The organism is Amycolatopsis sp. NPDC031561 (assembly GCF_055580625.1).
Genome location: NZ_JBVILA010000001.1, coordinates 150553 through 171993, shown reverse-complemented (window position 1 = coordinate 171993; position 21441 = coordinate 150553). Strand labels below are relative to the sequence as shown.

Annotated in this window: 22 protein-coding genes, 1 tRNA gene and 1 riboswitch; of the genes, 5 read left to right on the top strand and 18 right to left on the bottom strand. The window is 69.0% G+C overall.

The window, feature by feature from the left end:
* Positions 1-11: 11 nt before the first annotated feature.
* The 5 genes from ACZ5IK_RS00830 to dacB form a co-directional block, all read right to left on the bottom strand.
* Positions 12-377, bottom strand: coding sequence for a hypothetical protein (locus tag ACZ5IK_RS00830; protein ID WP_184896715.1), 366 nt, complete (start codon positions 375-377; stop codon positions 12-14).
* A 144-nt stretch (positions 378-521) separates the two neighbouring features.
* Positions 522-1085, bottom strand: coding sequence for a hypoxanthine phosphoribosyltransferase (gene hpt / locus ACZ5IK_RS00825; protein WP_016337783.1), 564 nt, complete (start codon positions 1083-1085; stop codon positions 522-524).
* 13 nt (positions 1086-1098) lie between these two features.
* Positions 1099-2073 carry a tRNA lysidine(34) synthetase TilS gene (gene tilS, locus ACZ5IK_RS00820; RefSeq protein WP_465485971.1) on the bottom strand — a complete coding sequence of 325 codons (975 nt, stop codon included), beginning with the start codon at positions 2071-2073 and terminating at the stop codon, positions 1099-1101.
* Positions 2070-3098, bottom strand: a complete 1029-nt coding sequence (locus ACZ5IK_RS00815) for a zinc-dependent metalloprotease (RefSeq protein ID WP_465486676.1) — start codon at positions 3096-3098, stop codon at positions 2070-2072. Before ACZ5IK_RS00815 ends, tilS begins: the two co-directional genes overlap by 4 nt.
* A gap of 109 nt (positions 3099-3207) precedes the next feature.
* A complete protein-coding gene (gene dacB / locus ACZ5IK_RS00810; protein ID WP_465485970.1) occupies positions 3208-5340 on the bottom strand; it encodes a D-alanyl-D-alanine carboxypeptidase/D-alanyl-D-alanine endopeptidase in 2133 nt (710 codons plus the stop codon).
* Positions 5341-5491: 151 nt separating this feature from the next.
* Here dacB and ACZ5IK_RS00805 point away from each other — a divergent pair, with 151 nt between their 5' ends.
* Positions 5492-6010, top strand: coding sequence for an inorganic diphosphatase (locus ACZ5IK_RS00805; RefSeq protein WP_101611081.1), 519 nt, complete (start codon positions 5492-5494; stop codon positions 6008-6010).
* Positions 6011-6305: 295 nt separating this feature from the next.
* On the opposite strand, the gene ACZ5IK_RS00800 is transcribed toward ACZ5IK_RS00805, so the two are convergent.
* The 6 genes from ACZ5IK_RS00800 to ACZ5IK_RS00775 all read right to left on the bottom strand — a co-directional run bounded on the left by ACZ5IK_RS00800 (position 6306) and on the right by ACZ5IK_RS00775 (position 11129).
* Positions 6306-7574: a serine hydroxymethyltransferase gene (locus ACZ5IK_RS00800; RefSeq protein ID WP_465485969.1), complete on the bottom strand. Its 1269-nt coding sequence runs from the start codon at positions 7572-7574 to the stop codon at positions 6306-6308.
* 21 nt (positions 7575-7595) lie between these two features.
* Positions 7596-7674, bottom strand: a riboswitch (ZMP/ZTP riboswitch).
* A 10-nt stretch (positions 7675-7684) separates the two neighbouring features.
* Positions 7685-8104, bottom strand: a complete 420-nt coding sequence (locus ACZ5IK_RS00795; RefSeq protein ID WP_465485968.1) for a CGNR zinc finger domain-containing protein — start codon at positions 8102-8104, stop codon at positions 7685-7687.
* Positions 8101-8532 carry an uL11 family ribosomal protein gene (locus ACZ5IK_RS00790; RefSeq protein ID WP_465485967.1) on the bottom strand — a complete coding sequence of 144 codons (432 nt, stop codon included), beginning with the start codon at positions 8530-8532 and terminating at the stop codon, positions 8101-8103. The genes ACZ5IK_RS00795 and ACZ5IK_RS00790 overlap by 4 nt, the downstream gene beginning before the upstream one ends.
* A gap of 34 nt (positions 8533-8566) precedes the next feature.
* Positions 8567-9088: a gamma carbonic anhydrase family protein gene (locus tag ACZ5IK_RS00785; protein WP_465485966.1), complete on the bottom strand. Its 522-nt coding sequence runs from the start codon at positions 9086-9088 to the stop codon at positions 8567-8569.
* Between the two features lie 110 nt (positions 9089-9198).
* The gene (locus ACZ5IK_RS00780) at positions 9199-10425 is read right to left on the bottom strand and encodes a M14 family metallopeptidase (RefSeq protein WP_465486675.1); all 1227 of its coding nucleotides are present in this window, start codon (positions 10423-10425) and stop codon (positions 9199-9201) included.
* Between the two features lie 116 nt (positions 10426-10541).
* Positions 10542-11129: a TetR/AcrR family transcriptional regulator gene (locus ACZ5IK_RS00775; RefSeq protein WP_101611086.1), complete on the bottom strand. Its 588-nt coding sequence runs from the start codon at positions 11127-11129 to the stop codon at positions 10542-10544.
* Between the two features lie 123 nt (positions 11130-11252).
* On the opposite strand from ACZ5IK_RS00775, the gene ACZ5IK_RS00770 reads away from it, so the two are divergent.
* The gene (locus tag ACZ5IK_RS00770) at positions 11253-11717 is read left to right on the top strand and encodes a GreA/GreB family elongation factor (protein WP_465485965.1); all 465 of its coding nucleotides are present in this window, start codon (positions 11253-11255) and stop codon (positions 11715-11717) included.
* A 95-nt stretch (positions 11718-11812) separates the two neighbouring features.
* Here the strand turns inward: ACZ5IK_RS00770 and ACZ5IK_RS00765 are convergent, their stop codons facing one another.
* The 6 genes from ACZ5IK_RS00765 to ACZ5IK_RS00740 all read right to left on the bottom strand — a co-directional run bounded on the left by ACZ5IK_RS00765 (position 11813) and on the right by ACZ5IK_RS00740 (position 18067).
* Positions 11813-13345: a PstS family phosphate ABC transporter substrate-binding protein gene (locus ACZ5IK_RS00765; RefSeq protein ID WP_465485964.1), complete on the bottom strand. Its 1533-nt coding sequence runs from the start codon at positions 13343-13345 to the stop codon at positions 11813-11815.
* 76 nt (positions 13346-13421) lie between these two features.
* Positions 13422-14909 (bottom strand): flavin-containing monooxygenase, encoded by a 1488-nt coding sequence (locus tag ACZ5IK_RS00760; RefSeq protein WP_465485963.1) that lies wholly within the window; start codon positions 14907-14909, stop codon positions 13422-13424.
* Entirely contained in the window at positions 14906-15391 is a 486-nt protein-coding gene (locus tag ACZ5IK_RS00755; RefSeq protein WP_465485962.1) for an NAD(P)/FAD-dependent oxidoreductase, read from the bottom strand. The genes ACZ5IK_RS00760 and ACZ5IK_RS00755 overlap by 4 nt, the downstream gene beginning before the upstream one ends.
* The gene (locus ACZ5IK_RS00750) at positions 15388-16317 is read right to left on the bottom strand and encodes a ferritin-like domain-containing protein (protein ID WP_410662943.1); all 930 of its coding nucleotides are present in this window, start codon (positions 16315-16317) and stop codon (positions 15388-15390) included. The genes ACZ5IK_RS00755 and ACZ5IK_RS00750 overlap by 4 nt, the downstream gene beginning before the upstream one ends.
* Positions 16317-17141, bottom strand: a complete 825-nt coding sequence (locus ACZ5IK_RS00745; RefSeq protein WP_465485961.1) for an SDR family NAD(P)-dependent oxidoreductase — start codon at positions 17139-17141, stop codon at positions 16317-16319. Before ACZ5IK_RS00745 ends, ACZ5IK_RS00750 begins: the two co-directional genes overlap by 1 nt.
* Positions 17141-18067, bottom strand: a complete 927-nt coding sequence (locus tag ACZ5IK_RS00740; RefSeq protein WP_465485960.1) for an alpha/beta hydrolase — start codon at positions 18065-18067, stop codon at positions 17141-17143. Before ACZ5IK_RS00740 ends, ACZ5IK_RS00745 begins: the two co-directional genes overlap by 1 nt.
* A 44-nt stretch (positions 18068-18111) precedes the next feature.
* Here ACZ5IK_RS00740 and ACZ5IK_RS00735 point away from each other — a divergent pair, with 44 nt between their 5' ends.
* Both ACZ5IK_RS00735 and ACZ5IK_RS00730 read left to right on the top strand, forming a co-directional pair.
* Positions 18112-18765, top strand: a complete 654-nt coding sequence (locus ACZ5IK_RS00735; RefSeq protein ID WP_465485959.1) for a TetR/AcrR family transcriptional regulator — start codon at positions 18112-18114, stop codon at positions 18763-18765.
* A gap of 59 nt (positions 18766-18824) precedes the next feature.
* The gene (locus ACZ5IK_RS00730; RefSeq protein ID WP_465485958.1) at positions 18825-19214 is read left to right on the top strand and encodes a hypothetical protein; all 390 of its coding nucleotides are present in this window, start codon (positions 18825-18827) and stop codon (positions 19212-19214) included.
* 118 nt (positions 19215-19332) lie between these two features.
* Here the strand turns inward: ACZ5IK_RS00730 and ACZ5IK_RS00725 are convergent.
* Positions 19333-19406: transfer RNA gene (locus tag ACZ5IK_RS00725), tRNA-Thr, on the bottom strand.
* 140 nt (positions 19407-19546) lie between these two features.
* On the opposite strand from ACZ5IK_RS00725, the gene ACZ5IK_RS00720 reads away from it, so the two are divergent.
* Complete coding sequence (locus ACZ5IK_RS00720; RefSeq protein WP_465485957.1) at positions 19547-21232, top strand: hypothetical protein; 1686 nt, start codon at positions 19547-19549, stop codon at positions 21230-21232.
* Positions 21233-21441: the final 209 nt, after the last annotated feature.

Here is a 21441-nt window from a genome sequence, read left to right as displayed (position 1 = left end):
CTGACTCCCCCTCAGACGTTCCGGAACGGCTCGGCCGCGGCCTGGTCGATCTCGTGGTAACGGGCCATCGCGGTGACGATGCCGGACTCGGCCGCCTCGTACTGCTGGTACAGGTTCTGGAGAGCGGCGGCGTACGAGTCGCCGCCACCGTCGGCGCGGTTCGCGACCTTCGCGGCGATGGCGTTGCCGACCGGGTTGTTGCCCAGCTTCGGCGCCTGCCCGAGGTCACCGGCGCGGTGGAGCAGCGCCTCGACGGCGTCCTTGCCGGTCCGGATCTTGTTCAGTGCGGTCTGGGCCGCGTCCGGGTCGATCCCGACCTGGCCCTGGGCCGCGGCGTTCTTGAACGCGTTCGCGTCCGCCAAGCTGCTGTTCCCCATCTGAGCTCTCTCCGTTTCCCCCGGGCCAGGTCACGACTGATTCGTGACGAAGGTCTTCGCATAGGTTAACGCACTTGATCGCAGCCTATGACGCGTTCGCCGTGCTCAGGGTTCCGCATTTCCGCCGATGCGGGCAAGCGGTTCTCAGGACGTGTAAACGTGCGGATCCAGGGTGCCGATGTAGGGCAGGTCCCGGTAACGCTCCGCGTAGTCGAGGCCGTATCCGACTACGAATTCGTTGGGAATGTCGAACCCGATGTACTTGACCGGTACATCGACCTTGACCGCTTCCGGCTTGCGCAGGAGCGAGACGACCTCGAGCGAGGCTGGGTTGCGGCTGGCGAGGTTCTTCAGAAGCCAGGACAGCGTGAGCCCGGAGTCGACGATGTCCTCGACGATGAGCACGTCGCGGCCGGCGATGTCGCGATCGAGGTCCTTGAGGATCCGCACCACGCCGGACGACGAGGTCGCCGAGCCGTAGGAGGAGACCGCCATGAACTCGAGCTGTGAAGGAAGAGGAAGTGCCCTGGCGAAGTCGGTCATGAACATCACCGCGCCCTTGAGCACCCCGACGAGCAGGAGGTCTCCCTGCCCCGAACCGGGGCCGTCGGCCGGGTAGTCCGCGGCGACCTGCGCGGCCAGCTCGGCGATCTTGTCGTTGATCTGCTGCTCGGTGACGAGCACGGAGGCGATCTCGCCTTCGTACACAGGACGATCCCCTCTAGGTGGTGGATTGGGGTGCTTCGACCGAGAGCCTGCCATGCGCCCGGGTGGCCACCAAGTCGCCGGGTAGCCAAACGCCCCCCTGCCCCCGCCAATTGCCCACCAGGGCATCGACCGAACGGAGATGGGCGTCGGTCAGTTCGCGGACCCCGGAGTCCAGCAGCCACCTGCGGAGGACGCGCCGCCGCAGCGCGGGCGGCTCGGTGGCGAGCACCGCGACGTCGAGCCCTTCCTCGGCGAAGGCGCGCAGGTAGACCTCACCCGCGAGTGTGTCCAACGCCTCGGTGTCCTCACGCAGTTGTGCCGCCGTCCGGGCGAGCGAAGCCGCGACACCGCCGGACAGCACGTCCTCCAGAAGGGGCACTACTTCCGTTCGTAATCGGACACGCGTGAACCGCGGGTCCTCGTTGTGCGGGTCCTGCCACGGGTCGACGCCGAGTGCCCGGCAAGCCCGCCGGGTGGTGGCGCGGGTGACGCCGAGCAGCGGCCGTCCCCACGGCGGGTCGTGCGGCCGCATCCCGGCCAGTGAGCGCGGTCCCGAACCCCGGCCGAGGCCGAGCAGGACGGTTTCGGCCTGGTCGTCGAGGGTGTGCCCGAGGAGGACGAGGCCGTGTCCGCCGGGAAGTGCCGAGCGCAAGGCGCCGTAACGGGCGCGGCGGGCGGCCGCTTCCGGTCCGCCCGGGCCCTCGACCTTCACCGTCAGGACCTCGGCGCTGTCGGCGCCCAGTTTTCGAGCCGTGTCCGCCGCCTTCGCCGCGATCTCGGCGGAACCTTCCTGGAGCCCGTGATCGACGACCAGCGCCCGCACCTTCAGGCCCGCTCGGGTGCCGGTGAACGCGGCCGCTTCGGCGAGCGCCAGCGAATCCGCGCCGCCGGAGACGGCGACGCACACCTCGTCGGTGACCTTCGCCGACGCGAGGAACTCCCGCACGGCCGTCCGCACGGCCGCGATCGCCGGATCCGGCCCGCTCACCCGTGCAGGCGTCGCACCCAGGCCGCCGGATCGGTGATCTCGGCCCTGGTCGGCAACGTGTTCGGCGACGTCCACACCGCGTTGAAGCCGTCCATGCCGACGGCGCCGACGACGTGCTTGGTGAACTTCGCGCCCTGCTCGTACTGGCGCATCTTCGCGTCCACGCCGAGCAGGCCGCGCAGCACGCGGTCGATCAGGCCGCCGCCCTTGCGCCGTGCGGTGAACCGCGACCGGATCAGCTCGACACTCGGCACGACCTGCGGCCCGACGGCGTCCATCACGAAGTCGGCGTGTCCCTCCAGCAGGGTGGAGAGCGCGAGCAGCCGGTCGAACACCGCGCGTTCGCTCGGCGACTGCAGGAGTTCGGCGAGACCGGCGCCGCTCGCCTTGCCCTTGCCGATCTGCTTGATGGTGTCCGGCAGGCGGCCGACCAGATCGCTCAGCCCGTCCGCGTCGCGGCCGGCGAGCCCGCCGATCAGGCGCTCGACCTCGTCGGCGAAGTAGTCGCGCAGCCAGGTGACCGCGGTGAACTGCAGCCGGTGGGTGCATTCGTGCAGGCAGACCCACAGCCGGAAGTCGTGGCCCGGCACGTCCATCGCGCGCTGGGCGGCGACCACGTTCGGCGCGACGAGCACCAGCTGGCCCCGGCGTTCCGGCCCGCCGAACGGGTCGTACTGGCCGAGGACCCGCGACGCCAGGAACGCGAGCACCAGACCGGTCTGGACGCCGGCGCCACCGGCCAGCACGGGCGCCAGCGGGCCGCCTTGGGCCGACGGCAGTGCGCGGCCGGTGAGCGCGTCGAGCCCCGCGGCGGCCGAACGGACCCAGCCGGGCCTGTCGACGACTTCGGCGGGCAGCAGCGGCAGGTCGAGGCCGAGCCCGGTCAGCTCACGGACGTGCCCCTCCGCCTCGCTGGTCAGTTCGCGCAGATCGGCGACGGCTTCATCGGCCACTTCGCGGTCGACCACCGGGCCACCGCGCACCAGGAGCGCGCCCGTCGAGGCGGCCAGGGACCAGTCGACCATCGAACGCGTCTTGGTCGGCGTTTCCTCACTCACTCTTATGACGCTACCCGCTGGAAGACCGAATTCCGCCTCGACTTCCTCACGCTCCGATTCCGGTCGCTCACCGGATTCAGCGACAACCGCATTTGTGCAGGGTCGCCGCGACGACGTCGAGTGCGGCCCGGCCCTTGTTCTGGTCCGAACCGGACGACATCAGCGCGAACACCAGCATGCGGCCGTCGGTGTCCAGCACCACGCCGGCCAGGGTGTTCACCCCGGACAGCGTCCCGGTCTTGCCACGGACCCAGCCCCGGCCCGCCGCCGACGCCGGATCGCCGTAGCGCTTCTCCAGCGTCCCGCTGCCGCCCGCGACGGGCAGGCCCGCCAGCAGCGGCCGCAGTTTGGCCGTCCTCGGATCCTTGCCGTCCGGCGCCGCCGCGACCGCGAGGATCTCGCTGAGCACCTTGGCCGGGATCTTGTTCTGGTCGGACAGCCCGCTGCCGTCGTTGATCTGGACTCCGGTCAGGTCGAATCCGGCCTGCTTGAGCACGTCCAGCGTCGCGGCCGCGCCGCCGGCGAACGACGGCTCGGTGCCCTTGGCGAGCGCGATCTGGCGGGCGAGGACGTCGGCGAGCATGTTGTCCGAAAGCTGGAGCAGCGAGTTGGCGAACTCCGCCAGCGGCTGCGACTTGACCTCGCCGAGCACCTTCGCGTCCTTCGGCGCCGTCGTCGTGCCGCCCGCTTGGGCTTCGAGCTTCCCCGCGATCTTCTGGGTCAGCGCGGTCGCGGGATTGGCGATGCGGGGCGCGTGGTCGCTCTTCGGGTCGTTGCGGCCGCCGTCGGCCATCACGGGGACGACCGGGGCCATGTAGGTGTTCCCGGCGATGGTGTCCTCCGGGTCCCAGCCCTTCGCGGACGTCGGTCCCTTGAACAGGCTGACGTCCAGCTGGACCTTGGAGATCTTGCCGCCGCTCGCCTTCTTGACCTGGGCGACGAGATCGTCGACGTGGGCGGCGCCCGGGTACAGCGGCGAGTCCGTGCCCAGCGGCAGCGAGGTCAGCGAGGGATCGCCGCCCGCGACGAGGATGACCGTGCCCGGATCGGCGCCCTGGACGATCTTCGTCGAGATCTGCGTCCCGTGGTCGAGCGACAGCAGGGCGGCCGCCACGACGAGGATCTTCGTGGTCGACGCCGGGGTCAGCGGGGTGCCGGAGTTCTTGTCCCAGAGGACGTCGCCGGTCGACGCGTCCACGACGGTGCCGGTGAGCGTGCCGAGGTCCGCGGCACCGGCGGGACCCGCCAGCGCGGCCGCGAGACCCGCTTTCGTCGGCGCGACGCCGTTGATGTCCGGCCCGTGCAGGACGCGGGTGACCCCGGCGGGCTTGGGGATGTCGCCCCTCGGCGCGTTCGGCGCCCAGGGCAGCCCGAGCCGGTTCGACACCTTGGGCATCGCGGCGGCACCGCCCACCCCGGCGAGCAGCAGGACGACGACCAGCCCCGTGATCAGCAGGACCTTGCGCTTGCGCTTCTTCGGCTTCGGCGCGGGCGCGGCCTCGGCGGCCGGAGGTTCCTCGGACGGCGGCTGGGACTGCTGGATCCCGACAGTGGCTTCGGGGTCGAAACGCTCTTCGGCAGGCTCGATGCGGACCGGGCGCGCGTGCATGGTCGCGGACGGGACCTCCGCGGGACGCGGCGGCTCGACCCGGTTCTGCTCGGGCCGTCGCGGCGGCTCCTGCGGCGGCGGCTCCTGGAGCTGGGGATCCTGGCGCTGGGGCTCTTGACGCTGGGGTTCCGGGCGCTGAGGTTCTTGGCGCTGGGGTTCCGGGCGCTGGGCCTCTTGCCGCGGCTCTGGCCTCGCGAGCTCGTGTTCCCGCGTCGGCGTGGCGGCGCCCCGGTCGAACTGGTCCCAGTCCGGTTCGTCCGTCTGCCGCGGCTGGACGGGCTGGACGAAGACCGTCTTGGGCGCCTCGGGCTCCGGTTCGACCGGCGTCACCGGTGCGAACGCGGACCACTGCGGGGTGGGCGTCTCCGGGATGTCCGGTTCGTCCTCGACCTCGACGACCGGCGAGAACCACGAACCACTTTCGGGTGTGACCTTCGGCACTGAAAGCTCTTCGGTCTTGCCGTTCGCCAGACCCGACATGGGCAGCCAGACGGTGGCTTCACCGTCCCTCTTGGTGCCCTTGGGCTCGGCGGATGAGGTGTCCTTGTCGTCCGACGGCCACCTCGGGTCATCGTTTTCCGGCACGTAACGCTCCTTCATCCACCGTCCGGGGAAGGGGCCAAGCTCACATACGACCACATCGATGCGACCGCCCGAGCCCCCGTGGTCCACACTAGTGAAGACAAGACGATGATTTCGGTGAGCCGTCCGCGAGGCGGGGCGTACCAAAGACGAGAGCAGCGAGGCCGGCGTGGAATTCGACGTCACTATCGAAATCCCCAAGGGGGAGCGCAACAAGTACGAGGTGGACCACAAGACCGGTCGGATCAAGCTCGACCGGACCCTGTTCACCGCCACGCAGTACCCCGCTGACTACGGGTTCATCGACGACACCCTCGGCCAGGACGGCGACCCGCTCGACGTGCTGGTGCTCGTCCAGGAGCCGACCTTCCCGGGCTGCCTGATCCGCTGCCGCGCGATCGGCATGTTCCGGATGACCGACGAGAAGGGCCCGGACGACAAGGTCCTCGCCGTCCCGACGAACGACCCGCGCCTCGAGCACCTGCGCGACATCCACCACCTGAACGAGTTCCACAAGCTCGAGATCCAGCACTTCTTCGAGGTGTACAAGGACCTGGAGCCGGGCAAGAGCGTCGAGGGTTCGTCCTGGGTCGGGCGTACCGAAGCCGAGGCCGAGATCAAGCGTTCGTACGAGCGTGAGACCGACCGGCTGGCCAAGGAAGCCGTCGACGGTCCGGCCGCTCACTAGTTCGCAGAGCTGAAGGGGCCCTTCACCGCATGTCATGCGGTGAAGGGCCCCTTCGCCGTTCGGTCCGGCGGCTTTCAAGGCGCCCCCAATGTGGCATTGGGGACACTGAGCGACGGTAGGGCAGGACGGTGGTGGCGCAGGGCGGAACTGTGTGGATTTCGGGTCATCCAACGCACCAAAATCCACACAGTGAGCGCCGCCGGGCCACCGGACCGAAGCGACAGTTGGGGTCGTCGGCCGCAGGCCACAGTCACACAGAGTGCGCCAGAACCGCTTGAGAAGAGCCTCGGACTTCCTACGCCGAGTAACCCGGGATCGGGAACGGCGCCAGGAATTCGCGGATCTCGGCGGCGATGGTGTCCAGGGCGGCCTGTTCCTCAGCGGCCGCGGCGGTGATCGTGCGGTCGATCCACTCCGCCACCTTGACCTGGTGCTCCGGCTTGAGCCCGCGGGTGGTGATCGCGGAGGTGCCGAGCCGGATGCCGGACGGGTCGAACGGTTTGCGCGGGTCGAACGGCACGGTGTTGTAGTTCAGTTCGATCCCGGCCCGGTCCAGCGCCTGCGCGGCGGGTTTGCCCGGCACGTTCTTGTTCGTCAGGTCGATCAGCAGCAGGTGGTTGTCGGTGCCACCGGACACGAGGTCGTACCCGCGCTCCACCAGCGCCTCCGCCAGCGCCTGGGCGTTGGCGACGATCGCGTGCGCGTAGTCGCGGAACTCCGGCTTCCGCGCCTCGCCCAGCGCGACGGCGATCGCGGCGGTCGTGTGGTTGTGCGGCCCGCCCTGCAGACCGGGGAACACCGCCTTGTCGACGGCCTTCGCGTGGTCGGCGTCGGAAAGGATCATCGCGCCGCGCGGGCCGCGCAGCGTCTTGTGCGTGGTCGTGGTGATGACCTGCGCGTGCCCGACCGGCGACGGATGCGCGCCACCGGCGACGAGACCGGCGATGTGCGCGATGTCGGCGACCAGGACGGCGTCGACCTCGCGGGCGATTTCCGCGAACGCCGGGAAGTCGATGGTGCGCGGGATCGCGGTGCCGCCCGCGAAGATCAGCTTCGGCCGGTGCTGCAGCGCGAGTTCGCGCACCTGGTCGAGGTCGACGCGGCCGGTCTCCTTGCGGACGCCGTAGCGCACCGGGGTGAACCACTTGCCGGTCGCGGACACGCTCCAGCCGTGCGTGAGGTGGCCGCCGTCCGGCAGCGCCATGCCGAGCACGGTGTCGCCGGGCTTCGCGAACGCGAGGTACACCGCCAGGTTCGCCGGGGAACCCGAGTACGGCTGGACGTTGGCGTGATCGGCGCCGAAGACGGCCTTCGCCCGCTCGATGGCGAGGTTCTCGACCTGGTCGACGAGCTGCTGGCCCTCGTAGTACCGCTTGCCTGCGTAGCCCTCGGAGTACTTGTTGGTGAGGACGGTGCCGGTCGCTTCGAGCACCGCCTGGGAGACGTAGTTCTCGGACGCGATCAAGCGGATCTTGTCGTGCTGGCGCTTCGCCTCGTCCTCGACGAGCCCGGCGATCTGCGGGTCCGCGGCGGCGAGCGCGGACAGTTCTGGCTGGTGTGTCATGGCGTACTCCGGCTCAGGAGTGGCCTTCACCCAGGCGCGCGGTGCCGACCCGAATTCGCTTCCCGGTGGTGCTCCACCTCAAATGCGCCAGTCGCTGGTGCCTCCGGAGCCTAGTGCACTCCGCCGGGACGGGAGTCGGCATGCGGACGATGTCCGGCACACCAACGGCGGCTGCATCCGGCCGTCCGATCGCAGAACGCCTCCGCGCAGACGGCGCAGCGTTTGATCCGCCGCCAGCCGCCGAACGCGACCAGTTCCGCCAGCCCGGAGGCGCCCGCGACCAGGTCGCCGCATCCCGGCCACGACGTCACAAGCACTACGCGCCAACCATTTCCGGCCTCGACCAGTCGTGGCGCCGCACCGTTGCCCGCCAGGATCCGGTTGAGCCGATCGGCGGCGGCGCGCTCGTCGGGCAGCGCGGAGGCGACCCCGGCGAGCCACGGATTCCCTTGGGCCAGCAGCCTTTCCGCGATCTCGAGCTCCGGGTCGAGATCGCGGAAAGGCGGGACGATCACGTGTTTGCGGGTCACGGCTCTTCGATCGCGACACCCATCGAGCGGGCCGTGCCCGCGATCGTGCGCATGGCCGCGCCGAGGTCCCCGGTGTTGAGGTCCGGCAGCTTCCGTTCGGCGATCTCGCGCAGCTGATCCTGAGTGAGCTTCCCGGCCACCTCATGTCCGGGACGGCCGGATCCCTTGCCGCCCAACGCCTTCTTGATGAGGAACGACGTGGGCGGGGTCTTCAGCCTGAGTTCGAAAGAACGGTCTTCGAACACCGACACGACCACCGGGATGATCTCGCCGCGGTGCACCGCGGTCGCCGCGTCGTAGGCCTTCTTGACCTCGACGAGGTTCACGCCGGTCTGGCCCAGCGTCTTCCCGAGGTCGACCACCGGCGCGTCGCCGGCGGTCAGCTCGAGCGTCGCTTGGTGCGTCTTCTTCTTGGTCTTCGGTGCCATGCACCCGAAGCTAAGGTCTCCAGCTACTGGAGAGTCAATCGATCGGCTTGATGCCTTCCGAGTGCCTGCGCGCCAGCTCCTGGTAGATCGCCGCGTTGTGCTCGACCCAGCCGCGGGCGGTGCCGTCGAGCGGGACGTGCTTCTTCGCCGGGCTGCCCATGGCGACGGTCTCCGGCGGGATGATCATCCCGGGTGTCACCGTGGCACCGGCCGCGACCAGGGCCTTCGCGCCGATCTGCGCCTTGTCGAGCACGGTCGAGCCGTTCCCGATCAGCGCCTGCTCGCCGATCGTGCAGTCGTGCACGAGGCACTGGTGCCCGACGGTGACGTTCTTGCCGACCTCGGTCACGCCGCCGTTGACGTGGATGACCGAGTTGTCCTGGATGTTGGCGCCCTCGCGGATGAGGATCCGCCCGAAGTCGGCGCGCAGCACGGCGCCGTACCAGACGGAGGCGCCCTTTTCGACGACGACGTCGCCGATCAGGGTGGCGGTGGGGGCGATCCACGCTTCGGGATCCACCTGGGGACGCAGCCCCTCGAATTCGAACATCGGCATGTCCCGCACCCTATGCGCGGGAGCTGAAGGGGACCATGCCCGCATCTGATGCGACGAAGGGGCCCTTCACCGCATGGGATGCGGCGAAGGGCCCCTTCAGCTCGGCGCCGTCAGCCGATGGCGGTGTTCAGCAGGAGGTCCACGGCCTTGTCGTTACGCGTGGTCTCCCGGACGATCACCTCGTCGGGCGGGTAGAAACCGGGGCTGGAACCCCGCGGGTACATCTCGAAGGTGAAGCTCAGGATCTTGTGGGTGCCCCACATCCAGTCGTCGATCGTCCCGTCCGTGATGTACAGGTCGCTCGACTGCTGCGGCGTGTAGCCGTTGGTCGCCGCCAGCTGCCTGCCCAGCGTCTGGAAACGCTGCGCCTCGGCCGCCGTCATACCCGGCGCGGTGTCGTTGTACGTGAAGCCGAACGGCCACAGGACGAGCTCCGAATAGGTGTGGAAGTCGATGCTCGCCTTGATCTGCTGGACGCCGCCGATCTTGCGCGAGTTCACGAAGTTGGACACCGCCCTGGTCTCCGGGGCGGAGAACGCCGAGGGACCGCGGTAGGTCTCGCTGGTCGTCGAGCCCGACGAACCGCCGCAGCAGCCCCAGTTGTAGGCCCAGTTGCGGTTGGGGTCGGTGCCGTTGCCCTGGCGGTTCTTGCGCCAGTACTTGTAGCTGCCGCCGGAGATGTCGTACTCCGAACCGTCCGGGTTGACGTTCGGGATCACGTAGATCTCGGTGCTGTCGACGAAGCGCTTGATCGCCGGGTCGGAGGCGTAGCCCTGGGTGAACCGGTTCACGATCCGCAGGCACATCTCGGTGGTGAGGTGCTCGCGCGCGTGCTGGTTGCAGGTGAAGAGGACTTCGGGCTCGTTCTCGTCGGTGGCGACGTTGTCGCTGATCTTGAGCATGTTCAGCGCGCGGTTCTGGTACGAGTTGCCGACGCTGCTCAGCCGCGCGATCGACCCGTAGTTCGTCTGCGCGTTGCGCAGTTCCGTGGTGACCTCGGCGTAGTTGTGGAAGCCGGAGTCCGACGGCGGGAAGTCGTTGATCGCGTTCGTGCCGACCTTCTCCGACCTGTCGACGACGCCGCGCTGCTCGACGCGGAAGCCGAGCGAGCGCACCTTCGCCGCGTCGCGCGCCTCACCGATGAAGGTGGTCGTACCGCCCGCGGAACCGAGGACGTCGACGCCCAGCCGGGAGATCTGGGTGCGCTGCTGCGAAGTACCGGTACCGAAGACCTCGTAGATCTGGACCTGCGCGTCTTCGGCCTGCTGGTCGGCGGTCGCCGGACTCGCGGCGACCGGGATGGTGAACGCAGCGACGGCCGCGATCGCCACGGCCATGCACCGTCTTATGCGCATCGTCGTCTCCTAGCTCTCAGGCAAGGGAAGGGAACCTCACCATGGCGGGAGCCGACAGGACCGAACAATCCGTAACGGTACGGATCTAATGCGTATTTCTACCCGTAGTTCGCGAAACAGAGCGCTTCGATGTCGCCACGCAGTGCGGCGAACGGCCGCCGCCGGACGCGCTGCTGGACGATCGCACCGAGCAGATAGGACAGTAGGGCCCGCGCCCGCGCTCGGGGGTCTTCGACGTCGAGCGGGGCGAGCAACTCGGCGAGCAGTTCGGTGATCGACGTGAGCATGACGTCGATCGCCTGCGGATGCTGCGCGCGGCCCGCGGCGATCCAGTACTCGAACCAGAGGAAGGCCGCGTTCGGGCGGCCGGAGAACTCGGACAGGAAGGCCTCGAGGGCGGCGAAGAGCCGCTCATCCGGGTGATCGTGTTTCTCCGAAATTTTGCGCAAATCGGCGGTGAACGTTGTGATGTGCGCCGCCATCGCGCGGTCGATCAGGACGTCGATGTCCGCGAAGTAGTAATGAATCGCACTCTTCGTGAGCGGCCCGGCCTCCGCGATCGCGCGAACGGTGCAGCCCGCGAGCCCGTCCCTGGCGAGCACGACACGCGCCGCTTCGACGATCTGCTCCTGTTTCTGCAGTTGATTGGGGGAGAGCCGCACGCTGCGGCCGGGAACGGCGGTCACGAAGTTCCTTACACCAAGTAGTCAGGACGGGAGCCCTGAAGCTTAGGGCAAGCGTCCCGGCCGATCACAGCGGGTGAAAAATCGAGGTGGCTAGCGGCCGATCTGTAGCGGACAATGCGCGACATGGTGACCACAGGGGACAACGGGTTCAGCCCGGCGGCACGCCGGCAGCTGGAAAAGGAACTCGCCGATCTGCGTGCGCAGCGCGAAGCGATGGCGCCGCTCGTCGGCGAGCAGGAACGGACCGGCGACGCGGCCGACCAAGCGGAGGTGCTGGACCGCGCGGAGGCCGCCGCCTACCTCGAGCGGCGCATCTCGGATGTCGCCGCGAAGCTCGAGCACGGCGGGCGCAACAGCAAGGGCCTGCTCCCCGACGGCACCACCGTCACCATCAGGTATGCGGACGGCGACGAGGAGGAGCTCCACATCGTCACGATCCCGGGCGAGGACGCCGACGCCTTCACGGTCACCTCGGACAGCCCGCTCGGCCTCGCGCTCGTGGGCGCCAAGGAGGGCGACGAGATCAAGTACCGGACGCCGCGCGGCGAGACCAGCGCCACCGTCGTCACCCTGAAGCCGCCTGCCTGACCCTTTCGCGCATCTCCGCCGGGATGTCATGAAAGGGGCTTTCAGGACACTTTTCGTCCTGAAAGCCCCTTTCATGACACCCGGCCCCACTGCCTTCACGCGCCTGGACGGCAGAGAACCGGATTCACCAGCTCGGCGCACGGCCGGTGCCCGTGGGACCGGACGATGTCCTTGCCGACCTGGTTGGTCAGGTACCGCAGAAGACTCGCGACGAGCGAGTCGGCCTTCGGCTCGCCGAACGTGTACGCGTACTCGGTCTCCCAGAACGGGTAGGCCGCATGGATCGCGCCCTCCAGGGTCGCCTGGTGGCCGTCGATCCGGACCGGCAGCACGTCCTCGCGTTTCGTGGCCGCGCCCAGTTCGCTGTAGCCGAGCGCGCCGGGCACGCGCGAAACAGCCTCGAGGACGTCGTTCGTGGACGGCCGCGCGCAGCGCACCACCCCCGGCTGGGCCCCCGGCGCCGGTTTGAGGCAGTCGTCGGAGTTGTCGCCCGGTTCCCGCTTGCCCGCCAGGACCTGGAGCTCGAACGTCCGCCGCGTACCGGAGTCGGAATGCCGGTCGACGAGCCGGACGGGCTGGTCCTTGCCGCCGATCTCCCGCCAGTTCGCGATCTTGCCGTCGTGGACGTCGCGGATCTGCGCGAGCGAGAGGTCCTGGACACCGGCTTCCTTGTTGACCACGAGCGTGAACAGCGAGAACGCGACCGGCCGAGGCAGCAGTTGCGGGAAGCCCTCGCTCTTGGCACCGTCGGAGAACGCCAGCACACTGTCGTTCCCGGCCTGGTTCAGGCTGCCGAGCCCTTCCGCGCTCCCCCGGCTGTCGAAGGCGAAGGACGCGCCCGGGCACGTCTTCGCGTACGACGCCGTCGCTTCCTTCAACACCGGCGCGAACGCCGTCGACCCGGTGATCGTGAGCTTCCCGGACGCGCAGTCCAGCGGCGGCGGTTTCTCGTCGAAGACCAGCGAACGGGTGAGCTGGAAGATGCTGACCACCACGAGGAAGAGGATCAGCGCCATCACCGAACCGGTCGGCCCGGTGCGGCTCTTGGTCTCGCGGAGGCTGCCGCCCTTGATCTCGCCGATGACCTGGGGATCGTCGAAGTCTTCGGTCGAGCCGTTCGGGATCCGGTCGAGCACGGCGAGGATCTTGTAGTGCGCGCCGCGGTTCAGCGGCACCCTCGGCAGGTCGATCACGCCGACCGGCTTTTCGGGATTCTCGTCGCGCGCGCCGAAACCGGAGTCGTCGCCGAAACATTCGTGCAGATGAGGCGAGCTGAGCTCGGTCACCACCATCCCGGCCACGGTGCGGCCGGGGAACTTCACGCGGACGCCCACCCGGTCGTCCGCGTTGACCGCGTAGTCGTCGGTGTCGATGTCGGTGGTGCCGCTGTTCTCGATGCGCAGCAGCACGAACGACGGGTCGACGAGCCGCTCGCCGTTCTCGTGCTGCAACTGCGCGAGCGCGTCGGCCGTCGGCGCGAAGCCGCGCTCGGACGCCGTCGGGGTGTCCATCTGCACGCGGTAGCCGAGCCGTTTGCGGCCGACGAGCACGAACTCCCACAAGAACGCGACGGCCGGGACGGCGATCCCGACCACCGCGAGCAGGACGTCCCACGGAAAGCCTTCCAAGGCCAGCCTCCAGGTCGGTTCGGGGAACCGAACCTAAGGCTCAGCCAGGGCGGCGACGGCGGACTTCAGCCAGTGTTCACCGGCCGTCCGCGAAGGCGTAGTCGTCGAGGTCGAAGAACCGGCTCGTCACCATCGTTTCCAGCGTCGGCGAGGCACGGAACGGCACGTCCCCGTTCACGTCGAAGTAGTAGCTGTTGGCCAGCGAGCAGCTGTCCTGGAAGAACACCTGGTGCTTGCGGCGGTCCAGCATGCTCCGGAAGTACCGGTCGTTGGCCTCGTTCGTGACCTCCACCCGGGTCGCCCCGGTCTTGCGGGCGTTGCGCAGGCACCGGACGATGTGCGCCGTCTGCGTCTCGATCAGGTTGAAGTACGAGGAACCGTTGTAGCCGTAGGGCCCGAGAATGGTGAACAGGTTCGGGAAACCGGGCACGCTGACGCCCTGATACGCCTGGAAGCGGTTCTCCTCCCAGAACTTCTCCAGATCGGTGCCGCCCGCCCCGCGCACGGTGAACGCGGGCATGTTGCCCTTCTCGAACACCTTGAACCCGGTCGCCAGCACCAGCACGTCGACCGGATGCGCGGTGCCGTCCGCGGTGCGCACGCCGTGTTCGGTGATCGCGTCGATGCCCGTGGTCTCCAGCGTGACGTCGTCGCGGTCGAACGTCTGGAGGTATTCGTTGGAGAAGCTCGGGCGCTTGCAGCCCAAGGCATAGCGCGGTGTGAGCTTCTCCCGGGTCTCGGGATCCTTGACCGCGCGGCGCAGATGCGCGAGCCCGATCCGCTCGCCCGCGCCCGCGGTCGGCAGGAGTTTGTGGAAGTGCGCGGCCAGCGGGAAGGTCAGTTCGACGAGTGCCTGGCTGGCGAGGCGCGACAGCCGTTTCGCTCCGGGCAGCCGTCGCATCGCGAGCCGCACCGGCCCCGGCAGGGCGGCGTCGGGCTTGGGCAGGCACCAGATCGGCGTCCGCTGGAACACCGTCAGATGCCCGGCTTCCGGCGCGATGGACGGGATCACCTGCACGGCCGACGCCCCGGTGCCGACGACCGCGACGCGTTTCCCGCGCAGGTCGACGGTGTGGTCCCAGCGCGCGGTGTGCATCACCGTGCCGCGGAAATCGGCGAGCCCGTCGATCTCCGGCGGCTTCGGCTGGGTGAGCACGCCGGTGGCGCCGACGACGAACCGTGCCGTCATCGACCAGCCATCGGCGGTTTCGAGGCGCCACAAGTGCGTTTCGTCGTCGAAGGTCGCCGAAACGACCTTGCTGCCGAGGCGGGTACGGCGGCGGATGTCGTACTTGTCGACGCAGTAGTCCGCGTAGGCCTTGAGTTCGCGGCCCGGCGCGTAGACCCGCGACCAGCCGGAGATCTGCTCGAACGAGAACTGGTAGCTGAACGACGGGATGTCGACGGCGACGCCGGGATAGGTGTTCCAGTGCCAGGCGCCGCCGACGCCGTCACCCTCCTCCAGCATGAGGAAGTCTTCGAAGCTCGCTTTGTGCAGCAGGATCGCGGCGCCGATTCCGGAGAAGCCGCCGCCGATGATCGCGATCTCGCGGTCCGGGGTCATGCGGGACGTCCTTCCAGGGCGAAGCGCGAACTGGCGCCGAGCACGACGACGTCGGTCTGGTGCTCGATGCCTTCGGCGGTGCGGATTCCGTGGGGAGCGAAGGCGTAGACGGGCCAGGTGATGAGCTTGCAGCCAGGCCGCCGCAGCGCTCCGTAGTAGCCGAGACCCGGCGCCGTCCGCCGCGAGCCGAAGCGGCGGTCCGGCGTCAGGAGCCTGCGGATCCAGGGATCTTTCACCTGCCAGCGCAGGAAAACGCGGGCGACGGCGATCCCGAGGACGTCCGGCCCCGGCACCGGCATCGGCACCACCCAGTCCGGTTCCTCCTGGAACACCTTCACCGACCGCGCGGTGGCCACCACCTCGGGCACGATCTGCGCCGCCTCACGGCCGGGCGCGACGACGGCGACCCGCTGCCCGGCGAAGTCGTGCCCGAACCATTCGGTGCCGCGCAGCACCTCGCCCCGGAATTCGCCCAAGGTCATGACGCGACCGGTTCGTGCGTGATCTCCTCGGTCCACGACTGCGGTTTGCCGAGCAGCCGGGCGGGGATCAGGCGGGTCGCCTTGACCATCGGATCGGCCAGCAGCCGGTGGTAGACGTGCGAGCGGTCGACGATCATCGCCGCCTGCGCCTTGAGCACGTGGTACGCCGGGATTCGCTTGGTGAACTCGCCGCGGCCGCCGATGGTGGAGAACCGTTTCACCGCGTTGTACAGCTTCTTCTCCGGCAGGCCCATCGCGACGATGTTGTCCCGCATCTTGTTGATCAGCGGGACGAACACCACGATCAGGCCGAGGACGATCTGCGGTTTGAGCGAGCCGACGGACTCCGTGATGATCTTGGTCGCCGATCCGGCGCCGATCAGCTCGAGGACTTCGAAGTCGGCCGCGATGTGCCGGGACTCGTCGGAGTTGATATGCCGGAACACCTGGTGGCACACCGGATCCGAGACCTCGTCCAGCAGGAACTTCACCAGGGCGCCGTCCAGCGCGCATTCCAGCAGCGGGATGAGCGTGGCGAGCGCTGTCAGCGGCAGCGAGTCGCCGTAGTCGTCGAGGACCTTGATTGCCAGCTTGACGTTGATGTTCGGCTCCGGCATCGAACCGTGCTCGTCGAGCATGCCCCAGCGCTTCATCAACGCCAGTTCGGCGTTCGCGTGTTTCTGTTCCTCGGCGTGGAAGTAGCGGTAGATCTCCTGGATCACCGGCGTCGGCGCCTTCTTGGCCAGCGAGGCGAACCCGCGCGCGCCGACGTGCTCGATCCACACCAGGTCGGCCATGAACGGCCGCATCTTGGCGCGGAGTTCGTCGGTCATCGTGTCCGCGCCGGGCGCGTCCCAGTCGATGTCGGCCAGCGACCACTGCTTGTCCTTGATGGTCTGGAGCATCGCGGCGAAGTCGTAGGCCATCACTTCTCCTTTTCGGCGGGCAGGAACCGGCCGAGGAGACCGGCGATCCGCGTGTACGGGACGGGCACGAAACGCTTGGCGTGCCAAAGAAGCTGGGCGTCGGGCTGCGGCACCACGTAGAGGCGGCCGCGATCGTGGGCGTCGAGCGTCATCCTCGCGACCTTTTCGGCGGAGAACCCGACCACGTCGGAGACCCGCCGGGCGAGGCCGCGTGCCTCGGCGTCGATGAGTTCGCCGTCGAAGATGTTGGTGCGGACGAAGGTCGGGCACAGCACGGTGACCGCGACGCCGGTGCCGGACAGCTCGGCGGAGAGGGTCTCGGAAAGGCTGACGACCCCGGCCTTGCTGACGTTGTAGGCGGCCATCCTCGGCGCGGCCGTGAAGCCGGCGGCCGACGCGACGTTGATGACGCCGCCCGCTCTCGCCTCCCGCATCGCGGGCACGAAGGTGTGGCAGCCGTGGATCACGCCCCAGAGGTTCACGCCGAGGGTCCGCTGCCAATCGGACAGCGGGCTCTCCCCGACGACCTTGCCGCCGGCGCCGATCCCGGCGTTGTTGACGACGAGGTCCGGCTCGCGGCCGAGCCAGGAACGGGCCTGGTTCGCGAGCTCGGCGACTTCATCCACAGTGGACACATCGCAGGCGATGGCGACCGCTTCACCCTTGTTCTTGAGCATCGCGGCGGTTTCTTCGGCCGATTCGAGGTCGATGTCGGCACAGACGACCCGGCTCCCGCGCCGGACGAGTTCGGTGGCGATCGCCCTCCCGATGCCGCTGCCCGCCCCGGTGACGACGGCGTGCGCTCCGTGAGTCCGCTTCGTCATCACGCCGCCTTCTCGATCGCCGGGAGATTCTCGGTGAGGAACCGGCAAGCCCGCTCCATCGCGGGCCGTGCCTCCGGGATGAACCGGGTCAAGGCCTGGAAGACGTGCATCTGGCCGGGGACGACGTCCAGTTCGCAGTCCGCCCCGGTGCGGCGCAGCGCCCTGGCCAGCTCGACGGCGTCCGCGGCGAGCATTTCGAGGCCACCGGCCTGGATGATCGTCGGCGGGAAACCCTTGATGTCGTCGAAGGCGAACCGCAGCCGCGCGGACGCGAGGTCGGCGTCCACTGTGTACAGACCGACCAGCCGCGCGGCCGCCGCGGCGGAGATCATCGGGTCGCGCCGCATGCGTTCTCGCTGGGCGGCCAAGGAAAAGGTCACGTCGAACAGCGGCGAGAAAAGCGCCAGCGCGGCGGGCGGTTCGCGGTTCTCCCGGATCAGCTGCGCGGCGAGGTCGACCGCGAGATGCCCGCCCGCGGAGTCACCCGCGACGAGGATCCGCCGGTACCCCTGCCCGACCAGCCGGTCGTATGCCGCGCGGACGTCGTCGGCGGCGTTCGGGAAGCGATGCCGGGGCGCGAGCCGGTACTCGCAGGCGAAGACCGGCAGGCCGGTGCCCTCGGAGACCCGCGTGGTCAGCCCGCGATGCGTCCGCGCCGAACAAAGCGCGTAACCGCTGCCGTGGACATAGAGGACGACGTCGTCGCCGTCGGTCACCCCGGGACCGCGGACCCACTCGCCGCGGATGCCGGGCTCGACGCGACTTCCCTTCAACGGCGGGGAAGCCAGCCACAGACTGCTCGCGATGAAGGCGCGGGAGAACCTGATCCCCGCCGGGGTGGCGGGGATCGCGTTGGCGATCGGCCGTACGAAAGCGGACGTCAGCGCGGCGGCCAAACCGGGTCGCAGGCCATTCTGCGGTCGCATGCCCTCAGAATGAATCCGAGGGCATCTGCTGTCAAGATGGAGAGGTGACCGCGTCCCGCCGCTACAGCGGCAAAACCGCCGACGAGCGCCGAGCCGAACGACGGCTCGCCCTGCTCGGCGCCGCCTTGGACATCTGGCAGGAACAGGGCTGGGCGGCGGTCACCATGCGGGGCGTCTGCGCGCGGGCGAACCTGACCGACCGGTACTTCTACGAGAACTTCGCCAACCGCGACGCGTTGCTCGCCACCACCTGGGAACAGGTCCGCGACGAGACCCTCCGGATGGTTCTGGACGCCGTCGCCTCCCGGATCGAGCAACCCGCGCTGGACCAGCTCCGGGCCGCGGTCGACGTCGTCGTGCACCACGTGCAGGAGGAGCCGGCGCGGGCGCAGATCCTGTTCGGCGACCACTCGGGCAGCGCCGTGCTGGAACAGCTGCGGCGGCAGACCGTGCAGGAGACCACCGGCCTGCTGATCGAACTGGCCCGGCCGCATCTGAAGCCCGATGTGGACGGTCTGGAGTTCCGGGTCAACGTCCTGCTGGGGATCGGCGGCTTCGTGGAGATCATGCTCGCGTGGCGCTCCGGACTGCTCGACGCGGACGCGGCCACCCTCGTCGATCACTTGACGGGAGTGGGGACTTCGCTGTCACAGACGTTCCTCAAAAGCTCCGCCGATGGGGAAATTCCGGCGGATTGAAGCAGTTCGGCCCGGAGTCGTTCACGGTCCAACGACTGGAGTCGCACCGGGTCACCCGCGTGAGCAGGACACATCGGCTGTACGAGACCTGGCGATCCGCGGAAAGCCTGGTCCACCGTGTCAAGGCGGTCCATGTCCTGCGCGACAACATGGCCGCGCCGAATCCACTGGGATTCATGGCGCTGATGGATGACGGCGGCGATTCCCCCTTGGCGGCCGACGACCAGTTCGCGCTGACGAGAATTCTGCATTTCTTCGAAGAGTGCGGCGCGCTTCTCGAAGTCGGCGCCATCGTGTTGAGGCTGTACAAGAAGCTCTTCGAGCGCTACGTCATCTACTGGGTGGACGGGTACCTGGAGCCACTCCATGAGGCGTCCGCCAGGACGGAGCGCGAGATCGAGACCGGCTGGTTTCCGCGGCTCCGGGCCGCGATGGACTCGCCGCGGTAGTCCCCGGAACGGGTGAACTTGACCAAGCGGGCGCTCTCCGGCCCGGTCACCCGGTCGGTCACCCGACCAAAAGGTCAGGGCCCCATCCGGAGTGTCCGAATGGGGCCCTGACCTGCGGAGCCGCCTAGGGGAATCGAACCCCTGACCTATTCATTACGAGTGAATCGCTCTGGCCGACTGAGCTAAGGCGGCGTACATCGGACTCACACCCGATGACGGAGACAAGTGTAGCGGAGGCTTGAACGTCACCTTCCGGGGCCACCGTCGTTAGGGTCCTATGACGCCGGTCTCAGTCCCCCAAGACCGGCCCATCCCCACTGGAGGACCTGTTCATGCGGCGACGACTGCCCCGTGTGCTGGCGCTTCCGGCCGCCGCGGCTCTGCTCTTGCTGACCGCGGCCCCGGCGACCGCCCAGACGATCCCGACCACGCCGATCCCCGAACCGGCCAACCCGGGACAGCCGCCGATGTCGTCACCGATCGGCCCGCAGCCGCTGGGCAAGGCCGTCGGCGACGCGGGTGCGGCGCTCGGCGTGCTGCGGCTGCTGCCCAACGCCGTGCCGACGAGCGCGATCCTGCCCGGCGTCAGTGACCAGCTTCCGAAGCAGTCCGCGCTCGAAGCCGGGATGGGGCTTTCCAGCGCGCAGGCCAACTCCGAGGCGTACCTGAGCTACGAGCGGTCGATCGCGCAGTCGTCACCGTTCGGCCTGTCCGCCGCGGGCAACGCGCCGCAGACGCCGGGCAGCCTCGTGCAGACCGCGCTGCCGGACAACCCGAAGCCGATCAGCGGCGGCCTCAACGCGCCGAAGAACCCGCTGTTCAACCTCGGCCTGCTGAACGGCGAGGCGCACGCGCGCTGGAGCCCGACGCTCGGGCCGTGTGTCGGCACGATCGCCGACTCGAGCACGTCGATCGCGAACCTCGCGCTGCTGCCGTCGATCCCGAACATCCCGGGCGCCGACCAGCTGACCGAGGCTTCAGCGCAACTCACAGCCGGGCTCAAGGCGCTTCCGGGTCCGCTGGCGAGCCTGGGCGGGCTGCTTTCGGGCACCAGCGCCAGCAGTGACGGCAAGGGCGCGGTGCTGAGCCTGCCGAACACGCTGTCGTCGCGCTCGACCGTGCGACTGGTCGACATCCCCGGCACGAAGAACAAGGCCGTCGAATCGACGTCGACCCTGCAGGCGGCCAGCATCGAACTGCTGAAGGGCACGCCGCTCGGCCTGACGATCAAGGTCGCCAGCCAGCCGACGCTGCGGGTCACCTCGACCGGCGACAAGAAGACGTCGAAGGTCGAGTACACCGCGCCGGTGCTGCAGGTCGTCCGCGGCGACAAGGTGCTGTTCACGCTCGACGCGAACAACCCCGCCAAGGACATCCCGATCGGCATCCCGCTGCCGTCGCTCAAGCAGCTCCCCGGCTTCGAACAGCTGAAGAACGTGCCGGTCATCGGTGGGCTCGCCGAGATGCTCGACGGTGCCACCAAACAGCTTCCTGGCGGTGAGGCCGGGAACGGGCTCACCCTCGACCTCGGGGTGCTGAAGCTGTCGATCGCCGGGCTGAACCAGAAGTCGAGCGACATGACGTCGCCGTTCAAGGGCTTCCAGATGGGTGCCTCGGCGCGACTGCTGGACCTGCAGATCCTGCCGACGACGGCGCTGCAGAAGGCGCTGCCGCCGGACGCCGCGAAGAAGCTGCCCTCGTCGCTGGCCCAGGTGTCGCTCGGCGAGCAGATCGCCCGGGCGTACGCGCCGACCGGCGGTGTCGAGTGCGGCACGACGACTCCGCCGCCCGCGGGCAACAACGGTGGCGCGGCGCCGAAGGGCCCGGTCAAGAACCTGGCGTACACCAACGCCGCCTACGACACGGTGCCGATGTTCTGGATGGGTACCGCGATGCTGCTGATCGGCGTGGTCCTCGTGGCCGCCATGCCGGGACGGCGCCGGCTCGCGGTGGTCCCGGTCTCCCGCAAGGACGTGCCGGGCTTCAAGCCCTCGCCGCGTCCGCGCTCGGAGGACTAGACGGGGCGAGGAGGGTGATGAACGGTCCTTTCGCGCCTTGCCCCCGCGTGAGAGGCCCGTTCGTACCGCCCTCGGTCGCCTGGAGGTAGTGGTCACCGTGGTCGTGGGGGGGGGGGGGGGGGGGGGAAAAAAACCCCCCCCCCCCCCCCACCCCAACCACCCCCCCCCCCCCCCCCCCCCCCCCCCCCCCTCTCCGCTCTTTTTCCTCC